At 57.3% G+C, this 9,617-nt stretch carries 15 protein-coding genes; 1 reads left to right on the plus strand and 14 read right to left on the minus strand.

Going from position 1 to position 9,617, the window contains the following annotated elements:
• Positions 1 to 15: 15 nt before the first annotated feature.
• The 14 genes from LC354_RS09850 to tnpA all read right to left on the minus strand — a co-directional run bounded on the left by LC354_RS09850 (position 16) and on the right by tnpA (position 9,209).
• Entirely contained in the window at positions 16 to 474 is a 459-nt protein-coding gene (locus LC354_RS09850) for a DUF3291 domain-containing protein (protein ID WP_223423371.1), read from the minus strand.
• A complete protein-coding gene (locus tag LC354_RS09855) occupies positions 455 to 829 on the minus strand; it encodes a hypothetical protein (RefSeq protein WP_223423373.1) in 375 nt (124 codons plus the stop codon). The genes LC354_RS09850 and LC354_RS09855 overlap by 20 nt, the downstream gene beginning before the upstream one ends.
• Before the next feature lie 163 nt (positions 830 to 992).
• Complete coding sequence (gene nuoF / locus LC354_RS09860) at positions 993 to 2,270, minus strand: NADH-quinone oxidoreductase subunit NuoF (RefSeq protein WP_223423374.1); 1,278 nt, start codon at positions 2,268 to 2,270, stop codon at positions 993 to 995.
• 6 nt (positions 2,271 to 2,276) lie between these two features.
• Positions 2,277 to 2,501 carry a DUF5337 domain-containing protein gene (locus LC354_RS09865; protein WP_223423376.1) on the minus strand — a complete coding sequence of 75 codons (225 nt, stop codon included), beginning with the start codon at positions 2,499 to 2,501 and terminating at the stop codon, positions 2,277 to 2,279.
• Positions 2,502 to 2,510: 9 nt separating this feature from the next.
• Positions 2,511 to 3,212, minus strand: a complete 702-nt coding sequence (locus LC354_RS09870; protein ID WP_223423378.1) for a hypothetical protein — start codon at positions 3,210 to 3,212, stop codon at positions 2,511 to 2,513.
• 44 nt (positions 3,213 to 3,256) lie between these two features.
• Positions 3,257 to 4,366: an NADH-quinone oxidoreductase subunit NuoE gene (nuoE, locus tag LC354_RS09875; RefSeq protein WP_223423379.1), complete on the minus strand. Its 1,110-nt coding sequence runs from the start codon at positions 4,364 to 4,366 to the stop codon at positions 3,257 to 3,259.
• Positions 4,367 to 4,440: 74 nt separating this feature from the next.
• Positions 4,441 to 5,652 carry an NADH-quinone oxidoreductase subunit D gene (locus LC354_RS09880; protein WP_223423395.1) on the minus strand — a complete coding sequence of 404 codons (1,212 nt, stop codon included), beginning with the start codon at positions 5,650 to 5,652 and terminating at the stop codon, positions 4,441 to 4,443.
• Between the two features lie 10 nt (positions 5,653 to 5,662).
• The gene (locus LC354_RS09885; RefSeq protein WP_223423381.1) at positions 5,663 to 6,052 is read right to left on the minus strand and encodes a nuclear transport factor 2 family protein; all 390 of its coding nucleotides are present in this window, start codon (positions 6,050 to 6,052) and stop codon (positions 5,663 to 5,665) included.
• Positions 6,052 to 6,219 (minus strand): hypothetical protein, encoded by a 168-nt coding sequence (locus LC354_RS09890; protein ID WP_223423398.1) that lies wholly within the window; start codon positions 6,217 to 6,219, stop codon positions 6,052 to 6,054. Before LC354_RS09890 ends, LC354_RS09885 begins: the two co-directional genes overlap by 1 nt.
• A 6-nt stretch (positions 6,220 to 6,225) precedes the next feature.
• Positions 6,226 to 6,834: an NADH-quinone oxidoreductase subunit C gene (locus LC354_RS09895; RefSeq protein ID WP_223423382.1), complete on the minus strand. Its 609-nt coding sequence runs from the start codon at positions 6,832 to 6,834 to the stop codon at positions 6,226 to 6,228.
• Between the two features lie 21 nt (positions 6,835 to 6,855).
• A complete protein-coding gene (locus LC354_RS09900) occupies positions 6,856 to 7,398 on the minus strand; it encodes a NuoB/complex I 20 kDa subunit family protein (protein WP_399203306.1) in 543 nt (180 codons plus the stop codon).
• Entirely contained in the window at positions 7,389 to 7,754 is a 366-nt protein-coding gene (locus tag LC354_RS09905; RefSeq protein ID WP_223423384.1) for an NADH-quinone oxidoreductase subunit A, read from the minus strand. Before LC354_RS09905 ends, LC354_RS09900 begins: the two co-directional genes overlap by 10 nt.
• Positions 7,755 to 7,912: 158 nt before the next feature.
• On the minus strand, positions 7,913 to 8,686 hold the full coding sequence (locus LC354_RS09910; RefSeq protein WP_223423386.1) for a GAF domain-containing protein: 774 nt from the start codon (positions 8,684 to 8,686) through the stop codon (positions 7,913 to 7,915).
• A 109-nt stretch (positions 8,687 to 8,795) separates the two neighbouring features.
• Positions 8,796 to 9,209: an IS200/IS605 family transposase gene (tnpA, locus tag LC354_RS09915; protein ID WP_223423388.1), complete on the minus strand. Its 414-nt coding sequence runs from the start codon at positions 9,207 to 9,209 to the stop codon at positions 8,796 to 8,798.
• Here tnpA and LC354_RS09920 point away from each other — a divergent pair.
• A partial coding sequence (locus tag LC354_RS09920) for a transposase (RefSeq protein WP_223421634.1) occupies positions 9,208 to 9,617 on the plus strand: 410 nt, incomplete at its 3' end. The two genes, tnpA and LC354_RS09920, sit on opposite strands and share 2 nt — an antisense overlap.

The raw sequence follows: 9,617 nt of genomic DNA on the forward strand, positions 1-9,617 counted from the left end.
GCCCCCATGGGTGCGTTAGATCGGCTTGTCTTTCAAGTGACTCCAGCCAAAGGCATAATCACTATTGCCATGGTTCGCCAGATGATGAAAGCGCTCCATCGCCTCCGTGATCGTTGGCCGATGCCCATCCGGCACCCACCACATTACCAGGCGCAATCCCTGATCCGGGTCGTACCATTCACCTTTGCGGTCGTAAAACTGCTTGTGAACGGTGTTCCAGACAAAATTCCCGAGAGTTTCGGCGTCTTGCCAGACGGACAAGGTGGATGCGGTCCGCGGATTGCCGCCCAGCACACCTTCGGCATCCAATTGAGCCGCTTCCATCTCATTCCCCACAAGATGCCAGACATAACCCGGGCTGCGGCGTGCGATGTCATAAACCCTGTCCAGATTGTCTGCAAAATCAGCCACCCGCGGATCATCCCAATCGTATTTCAGGGTTCCTATGTTGAACTCAGCGAGATGCATCGTCATGGCCTCTGATCTTGTTTGAAACAGATTTGGCCAATGCAAACAAAACGATGAACGCGCCAAGACCGGCTACGCCCAGAACTGTTTCGAACACGTAAGCAGGCACCCGAAGGACGTACAAAACTACAAACAGAGCGGCAGGCAATGCAAATATTCCAACGGCGACCGCCCAGGACGCGAGCCGTGACCATCCATCGGCACGGGCCAGAACAAAAACGCTCAGCCCGAACAGAATGACGATCGCGATCGTAAAGAAGCTGTCCATCAAATGCCAATCCTCAGCGATTCGGGAATTGCCGTTAAATCCGGGCGTGCCGACGCGCCCGCCATGCTCTGGATCTTGCCAATCATATATCACGGCCCCCGCGTTAAAGTGAGCGGAGCGCATCCATGTACTTCAAAGGAGTGTTGCGCTTCAGAACAAACCAAAAATCACGAACACCAAGACAGATGAGATTGAACCGACAGTATGCGCCAGTTGAAATACCATGGGCCGACGGACGACGACCGAGGTCAAATTGTCACTCAGCCGCAATCCGTTTGCTGGCAATCCGATCCTCAATCTCGCCCCGGAAATTCTTGATCAACCCTTGGATCGGCCAGGCTGCCGCATCGCCAAGCGCGCAGATCGTGTGGCCTTCGACCTGTTTTGTAACGTCGAGAAGCATGTCGATTTCCTCGACCTCGGCCTCGCCCTTTACCAGACGGTCCATCACCCGCATCATCCATCCGGTGCCTTCGCGGCAGGGCGTGCACTGGCCACAGCTTTCGTGCTTGTAGAATTTGGACAACCGCCAGATCGCTTTGATGATGTCGGTGCTTTCGTCCATCACGATGACGGCGGCGGTTCCGAGGGATGACCCTTTTTCCTTGAGCGCGTCGAAATCCATGATCGCATCGCGCATGTTCTCGCCGCGCACCATCGGCACCGACGAGCCGCCAGGAATCACGGCCTTGAGGTTGTCCCAGCCGCCGCGGATACCGCCGCAATGCTTTTCGATCAACTCTTCGAAGGGGATGCTCATCGCTTCTTCGACGACGCAGGGGTTGTTCACGTGCCCCGATATCGCGAAAAGCTTGGTGCCCGCATTGTTCGGCCGACCAAAGCCCGAAAACCACGACGCGCCGCGGCGCAGGATCGTCGGCACGACGGCGATGGATTCGACATTGTTCACCGTGGTCGGGCAGCCATAGAGGCCGGCACCGGCGGGAAACGGCGGCTTCATCCGCGGCATGCCCTTCTTGCCTTCAAGCGATTCGAGCAACGCAGTTTCCTCGCCGCAGATATAGGCCCCTGCCCCGTGGTGCAGATAAATGTCGAAATCCCAGCCCGAACCCGACGCATTCGGGCCAACCAGACCCGCATCATAAGCCTCATCGATCGCCGCCTGAAGCGCCTCTTTCTCGCGGATGTACTCTCCACGAATGTAGATGTAGCACGCATGAGCATTCATCGCGAAAGACGCGATCAGACAGCCCTCGATCAGTGTATGGGGATCATGCCGCATGATCTCGCGGTCTTTGCACGTTCCGGGTTCTGATTCGTCCGCATTCACGACCAGATAGGCAGGACGGCCATCGCTTTCCTTGGGCATGAAGGACCACTTCAGACCTGTCGGAAAGCCCGCGCCGCCGCGCCCGCGCAGACCGCTGTCCTTCATTTCCTGAACAACCCAGTCGCGACCCTTCTGGATCAGCTTGTCGGTGCCATCCCAATGGCCACGCGCCTGAGCGCCTTTCAGCGTCCGATCGTGCATTCCGTAAAGGTTGGTAAAGATCCGATCTTTATCAGCAAGCATGCGCACTTAATCCTTGTCATTCTGGCGGCTGCGCCAGATCCCGATTGCAATCCAAAACGCCCAGCCGAAACCGGCAAGGGCCGCAAGATCAAATAGGGCGCGGGTCCGATTGGACAGCCCCAGATATGATCCCGCCACATTGGCACAGACCCAGAGAATCCCGACCCCGGCGATCACCAGCGCCAGCCGTTGGCCCGCCGATGCGGAATTTCCCTGTCTTTGCACCATCATCCTTCAGCGTTAATAAACGCCGCCTTTTTTGACCTTGGCCGAAAACTCTGTGGTTCCGCCCTCGGCCAGAGTTTTTGCCTGTTCAACCCAATTGTCCCGGCTCACACGGCCTTTGAAGCCTTCCAGATTCTCATCGACCCAAGCAATTTCATCTGCGCCCCAAGACGCGATCTGATCGAAGTGGTAAAAACCCATCGAATGCAGAACACCTTCGAGTTTTGGACCGACACCCTTGATCTGTTTGAGATTGTCAGGGCCGTCTTCACGGGCCGCCTCAAGCGTTTGTGGCTTTGTGCCCGGCCCATCATTAGCAGGCGCGGCAGGTTTCGTCTTGGGTGTCGCGGGTGCAGCCGCCGCTTTCGATTCGTATTTCCATTCGCCTTTTCGTGCGGCCAAATCATCCTGGCCTGGCATCGGTTTGGACGATTGCACACCGGACCGAGTGGACTCGGATGCTGCAGCACGCTGGGCGGCGGAAGGAGCAGAATTGTCCGTGATCTCAGACGCGCCGCCCAAGGGCGGCAAGGGCCGACACATGATGACACTGATCAACACACCGGCTGCTGCAAAAACCACGGCACCTATGAACGCAGCCTGCAAAAAGCTCCAACCGCCAAGCACCATGAGTAGTACAGCGGCCAATGCGCCTGCAAATGCCGCGACCAACCAGCTGCCCAAGGCGCAGCCCACCATCGCTTGATTGTTGTTCATCTGTGTTCCTCTCCCGGTTTTAGCTAACCCTATGATTCAATAACTTATTCGTCGTCCATCCCGTCCTTCTTCGCACGTTTGGAGGAATCCGTTTCACCAACGTCTGCCAATGCGGTTGCCTGCGCGACCCAATCGTCCCGGCTTGCGCGCCCCTTGAAGCCTTCGAGGTTCTGATCCACCCAAGCCACTTCGTCCGGTGTCCAGGTTGCAATCTGGTCAAAATGAAAGAACCCGAGATTGTTGAGCAAAGTTTCGAGCTTGGGGCCGATACCTTTGATCATCTTCAAATCGTCCGCACCCGTGTCCCGCGCCGCAGTCAGGCCCGCTGGCTTGGCACCGAGGCCTTTTGAAGCCTTTTCAAGGACTTCCTTAGGCGCATCCGGAGATTTGGCTTTCTCTGGCGCGGTTTTCCCGGTCGCTTTCGGTTGCGCCGACGCATTGGCCGCCTTGCCCTGCCACGGCGCAATCAAGGGCACTTCGGTGCCATCAATGCGTTTCACCGTGTCACCAATGTCCACCGCCAGTTGGACAGAGGCATTATATTTGGTGTGACCGCTGTCGAAATCCTTGAGCGAGGTAAGCCCGTGGAGCGGTTCAGACGCATAGCGGCCGTTTTGCGGCCCGGGCGTCGGCACTTCACCGGCGGCCAGCGCGTCGATCAATTCACCCATGCGCGCGGTTGTGAGATCTTCGTAATAATCCTTGCCGATCTGTGCCATCGGCGCATTCGTGCAAGAACCAAGACATTCAACCTCTTCCCAACTGAACTTGCCATCTGCAGACAGCTGGTGCGGTTTCGCCGCGATCTTTTCCTTGCAGACAGCCACGAGATCTTCGGCGCCGCAAATCATGCACGACGTCGTACCGCAGATTTGAATATGTGCAACGGAACCAACAGGTTGCAATTGAAACATGAAGTAAAACGAAGCCACTTCAAGTGCGCGGATATAGGCCAGATCCAGCATATCCGCGACGGTCTCAAGGGCGGGACGGGTCAACCAGCCTTCCTGCTCCTGTGCTCGCCAGAGCAGCGGGATGATGGCCGAGGCCTGACGGCCTTCGGGGTACTTGGTGATCTGCGCTTCGGCCCACGCCTGGTTGGCGGGCGTGAAGGCGAAGCTGTCGGGCTGTGTGTGGTGAAGGCGGCGGAGCATTAAGTCTGACCCTTGGTAAGTGTTGAGGCGTCGGGAGCCTCCGGCGGGAGTTTATCTGGCAAGATGAAGTGGGATCAGCGATCAATCTCTCCGAATACCACATCCATGGTGCCGATAATGGCGGCCACATCGGCCAACTGATGGCCCGTGCTCATGTAGTCCATCGCCTGCAGATGCAGGAAGCCGGGCGCGCGGATTTTGGAGCGGTAGGGTTTGTTGGACCCATCGGCGACGAGGTAGACGCCGAACTCCCCCTTGGGGGCTTCGACAGCGCAATACACCTCGCCTGCCGGCACGTGGAACCCTTCGGTGTAGAGCTTGAAGTGATGGATCAGGCTTTCCATTGACGTTTTCATGTCGGAGCGCGAGGGTGGTGTGATCTTGCCGCGCGCCAGAATATCGCCTGGACAATCGCGCAGCTTGGCGATGGCCTGTTTGATGATCGACACTGATTGGCGCATTTCTTCCATGCGCACCAGATAGCGATCATAGCAATCGCCGTTTTTGCCGACGGGGATCTGGAAGTCGAACTCGTCATAGCACTCGTAAGGCTGCGACCGGCGCAAATCCCATGCCATGCCGGAGCCACGGACCATCACGCCGGAGAAACCATAGTTCAGTGCGTCTTCCTGAGTCACAACGCCGATATCGGCATTGCGTTGTTTGAAAATGCGGTTTTCGGTCAGCAACCCGTCGATATCGTCCATTACACGGGGAAACTCATGCGCCCATTGTTCGATATCGTCGAGCAGCGCGTCAGGCAGGTCCTGATGCACTCCGCCGGGGCGGAAATACGCTGCGTGCAGACGTGCGCCGCAGGCCCGTTCGTAAAAGATCATCAGCTTTTCACGCTCTTCGAAGCCCCACAGCGGCGGGGTCAGCGCGCCAACGTCCATCGCCTGCGTCGTAACGTTCAGCAAATGGTTCAGCACGCGACCGATCTCGGAATACAGAACCCGGATCAGCGAGGCGCGGCGCGGCACCTCGACACCTGTCAGCTTTTCGATGGCCAGACACCAGGCATGTTCCTGATTCATCGGCGCGACATAGTCGAGGCGATCGAAATAGGGCAGGTTTTGCAGGTAGGTGCGCGATTCCATCAGCTTTTCGGTGCCACGGTGCAGCAGGCCGATATGCGGATCGCAACGTTCGACAATCTCGCCGTCCAGTTCAAGAACCAGGCGCAAAACACCATGCGCCGCAGGGTGTTGCGGGCCGAAGTTGATGTTGAAATTACGGATTTTCTGTTCACCCGTGAGGGCGTCGTCGAATTTCGAGCCGTCCATCATAGTGTCCTTATCCTTCCGTCATCGGACCGGTCATGGTCCGAAATACTTTTGTCATCAGTTTCCACGTCCCGTCGACGCGGATGAAGCCAAGATGGTCTTCGTAGCGCATCGGCGGCACATCCACCCAAAGATGCACGCGGGCAATCTCATCCCCAGACACATTTACACTAAATATCTCATAAGACGGTGCGCCAGGAAATGCGTCACGGCCTCGCACACGCTCAAGATAGGCCGCCTTGTCCCAGAACTGCGCCTCTCCCGTCGGGGTTACTGCCGTCATCAGGAACTTGTCGTGACACATGTCCACAAACACATCTGCCGTCGAAAAATGGATTGCCTCGCAATAGGCAACTGCGAGCGAGCGGATCGTTTCTTGTGTCGGGGTCCGGACATCCATCAGCGTTTTTCCAGCTCTTGCAGCTTCATCGCCATGATCCACAACAGCACGATGGTTCCAACCGGTAACACGCAAAACAGCGCCCAGTATTGGTTCATCCCGAAATGCGGCAGCAGCTTGAACATCGGGATGATGGTGGCCGCGGCGATCGCAACCCATATCAGCATGTCCAACTACTTGGCCTCCGTCTCTTTTTCGTCACCGGGAAGGATGTATTCGGCCCCTTCCCACGGGCTCATGAAATCAAACTGCCGATATTCCTGCACGAGGCTCACGGGTTCATACACCACCCGCTTTTCCACTTCGTCATAGCGGACTTCGGTATAGCCCGTGGTCGGGAAATCCTTGCGCAGCGGATAGCCGCGGAAGCCATAATCCGTCAGAATGCGGCGCAAATCCGGATGGCCGGAGAACAGGATGCCAAACATGTCAAACACTTCACGTTCGAACCAGTTGGCGGACGGATGGACCTCGGTGATCGACGGCACCATCTGATCCTCGCGGATCGACACGCGCAGGCGGATGCGATGGTTCTGATACATGCTCAGGAAGTGGTAAACGACATCGAACCGTTTCGCCCGGCCAGTATAGTCAACTGCCGTGATGTCCACGAGGCTCGAAAAGCGGCAGGTCGCGTCCGCCTTCAGGAACTCGACCAGACCGGTGATATTGCTGGGCGCGATGTCCATGTTCAACTCGCCATGCGTCACATCCCAAGCCAACACGCAGTCGGGCCGCTTGCCTTCAATATAGCTGCCAAGTTCGTTCAGCGCGTCACTCATCGGATGCACTCCATATCGCTCTCATCGTACAATCGTCCCGGTGCGGCGCATTTTGCGTTGCAGCTGCATGATGCCGTACAGCAGCGCTTCGGCTGTGGGTGGACAGCCCGGCACGTAGATATCAACCGGTACGATGCGGTCGCATCCGCGCACCACCGAATAGCTGTAGTGATAGTACCCGCCACCGTTGGCACAAGACCCCATCGAAATCACATAGCGGGGCTCGGGCATCTGGTCATAAACCTTGCGCAAGGCCGGAGCCATCTTGTTGGTCAGCGTCCCGGCAACGATCATCAGGTCGGACTGGCGCGGCGATGCGCGCGGGGCCGTGCCAAAGCGTTCGAGGTCATAGCGCGGCATCGACGTGTGCATCATCTCGACTGCGCAACAGGCCAGACCAAAGGTCATCCAATGCAGCGAGCCGGTGCGCGCCCAGTTGATAATGTCGTCTGTCGAGGTGAGCAGGAAACCCTTGTCCTGCAACTCGGCATTCATGGCGCGCGCGCCATGATCCTTGTCACCGCCAGCGATCAGAGGGCCTGCGCCCGTATCGGTCATTGCCATTCCAGCGCTCCTTTCTTCCACTCATAGGCAAAGCCTGCGGTGAGGATACCGAGGAAAACCATCATCGACCAGAACCCGGCCATGCTGATGTCCTTGAAGGCAACCGCCCATGGAAACAGGAACGCTATTTCGAGGTCGAAAATGATGAACAGGATGGCCACCAGATAAAAGCGGACATCGAATTTCATCCGCGCATCATCAAATGCGTTGAACCCGCATTCATAGGCGCTGACCTTTTCGGGGTCCGGGTTGCGCACCGCGACGATCACGGCGGCAAGAATAAGAACAAGGCCGAGGCCGATGGCAACGCCCAGAAAAACGAGAATGGGGAGGTACTCCCGTAGCATTTCGTCCACGTTTGGCTCCTTTTCTGCGCGCGTCAGTGCGCGCATCGCGTCAAGCGGCAAGATTGACTTTGTACGGGTTTACGCCCCCGACCCGGCAGGGTCAATAAAGGCAAAGGGTTGAAGCGACGTAATTTCGCAGTTGTTTTTGCGCAAAGGCGCCGTGGCGCTCAGGTTTTGAGCAAGGTCCAGTCGGTTAAAATCAAGCCGCTCTTGATCGGCAAGATCTGCACACGCACTTCAGGACCGGACCGGCCAAATGTTTCCAAGCGCAGAACCGCTTCGTTTTCGCCTGAGTCCAGAATGGCGTTCACCTGGCGTGGCAGGCGCAACATATCCAGACTGTCCAAGCCGATAACGGTCTGCACCGCGAGGCTGACAAACAGCAGTTCGCCCGATGCGCTTTGCACCGTCAGTGCACGATCGGGAAATTCGGCCAGCGCGGACAGGATCGCGTCTGTTTCGGCCAGCGCCTTGCTCAATTGCGATTGTTCAAACCGCAGGATATGGCGCTCGATCTTGCTTTCGATCAGATCAGCCATCGCCACCATGTAGCAAACCTCGCCTTCGGTCCAGATCCGTGGCTCGGAAGACAGGCCGCAAATTGCGCCGACCACCTCTCCAGTGCTCAAACGCAAGGGGACGCCGATGTACGCCTCCACCTTCAAGGCCCTGACCGTGGGCAAGTCCCGCAAGGACGGATCTCTGGAAATGTCTGGCACCCGAACCGGTGCTCCATGCCGCACCGTATGTGCGCAAATCGAATCGCGCGCGGATGCAGTCTGGTTGGCGGCCATGGGTTCCACGGACGTGCGCCCCAAAGCTGCCAATGCTTCGTCATGCACGACACTGATGAGGCAAGCCTTGCAATTCAGAGTAGCTTCAACGGATTGAGCAGCCGCGCCGAACTCGTCGAGGTTACTGAAATCAATATCATACAGCATAATCGATTATCCCTTTGACCATGCTGCTTTGCCTCTTGGACAACAGGGTAGCACGCCCCGAACCCAAAATAACGCAATAGTGAAGGACCACCGGCTGACGCCGGAGGCATCATTTGTCGGAATGTAATTCCAGGTACTGCTTGATGACATCGTCTGTCACATTTCCAGATGTGGTTGAGAAATATCCACGGGCCCAAAACCGCCTGCCCCAATAGCGTTTTCGCAGTTCGGGAAACTCCATCTGGATGCGGCGCGATGAGCGCCCTTTGATCCGTTGCAGGACATTGGACAGCGAGTGCTTCGGCGGGATCGACAGGAACATATGGACATGGTCACGCGCCAAGACACCTTTGACGATATGGACGCCCAGTTCGTTGCACGTCTGGATGATAATCTCGCGAATGCGGGCCCGCATCGAACCCTGCAACCCGCATTCCCCAAGTAGATCTCTTATTTCGCTGTCTTGAACGTGATATTTTCTATATATATCATGGCGTTGGTTGCTGCGGAGGATGTGTTTCATGGATCACCCAGAGGGTGCGGGCTTGCAGCGGGCAGATCGTGTGGATTTTGACCCTCGCGTGCGGCTGGAATTCCGGGGCGCTCAGCTCAGTTCGGATGGCGGCCTTCTGGTGATGCGCGAGCTTGATGACGCGCTCGGTCTGTCCAATCTGGCGTCTGCTGCCCTGTGCGATAATCGCCGTGGCAAGAACACGATCCACCGGCTCGACGGGCTGTTTCGGCAATCGGTCTACGGCCGGTTGGCAGGATACGGGGACGTCAATGACGCCGACCGTCTCGCGCTCGATCCCGTGATGCGCCAGGTTGTCGGTGGCCGTGCCGTCGATGCGCATGCCGCATCCACGTCGCAGATGGGCCGGTTCGAGACCGAGGGACTGGCGACCGCAGAGAACCGGGCGGCTCTGTCTGA

The sequence above is a fragment of the Tateyamaria pelophila genome (assembly GCF_019966495.1).
GTDB lineage: Bacteria > Pseudomonadota > Alphaproteobacteria > Rhodobacterales > Rhodobacteraceae > Tateyamaria > Tateyamaria pelophila.

Excerpts from the sequence above, each read along its gene's own strand:
- LC354_RS09850 (WP_223423371.1), bottom strand. The coding sequence starts at position 474 with ATGACGATGCATCTCGCTGAGTTCAACATAGGAACCCTGAAATACGAT.
- nuoF (WP_223423374.1), bottom strand. The coding sequence starts at position 2,270 with ATGCTTGCTGATAAAGATCGGATCTTTACCAACCTTTACGGAATGCAC.
- LC354_RS09865 (WP_223423376.1), bottom strand. The coding sequence starts at position 2,501 with ATGATGGTGCAAAGACAGGGAAATTCCGCATCGGCGGGCCAACGGCTG.
- LC354_RS09870 (WP_223423378.1), bottom strand. The coding sequence starts at position 3,212 with ATGAACAACAATCAAGCGATGGTGGGCTGCGCCTTGGGCAGCTGGTTG.
- nuoE (WP_223423379.1), bottom strand. The coding sequence starts at position 4,366 with ATGCTCCGCCGCCTTCACCACACACAGCCCGACAGCTTCGCCTTCACG.
- LC354_RS09880 (WP_223423395.1), bottom strand. The coding sequence starts at position 5,652 with ATGGACGGCTCGAAATTCGACGACGCCCTCACGGGTGAACAGAAAATC.
- LC354_RS09885 (WP_223423381.1), bottom strand. The coding sequence starts at position 6,052 with ATGGATGTCCGGACCCCGACACAAGAAACGATCCGCTCGCTCGCAGTT.
- LC354_RS09890 (WP_223423398.1), bottom strand. The coding sequence starts at position 6,219 with ATGCTGATATGGGTTGCGATCGCCGCGGCCACCATCATCCCGATGTTC.
- LC354_RS09895 (WP_223423382.1), bottom strand. The coding sequence starts at position 6,834 with ATGAGTGACGCGCTGAACGAACTTGGCAGCTATATTGAAGGCAAGCGG.
- LC354_RS09900 (WP_399203306.1), bottom strand. The coding sequence starts at position 7,398 with ATGGCAATGACCGATACGGGCGCAGGCCCTCTGATCGCTGGCGGTGAC.
- LC354_RS09910 (WP_223423386.1), bottom strand. The coding sequence starts at position 8,686 with ATGCTGTATGATATTGATTTCAGTAACCTCGACGAGTTCGGCGCGGCT.
- tnpA (WP_223423388.1), bottom strand. The coding sequence starts at position 9,209 with ATGAAACACATCCTCCGCAGCAACCAACGCCATGATATATATAGAAAA.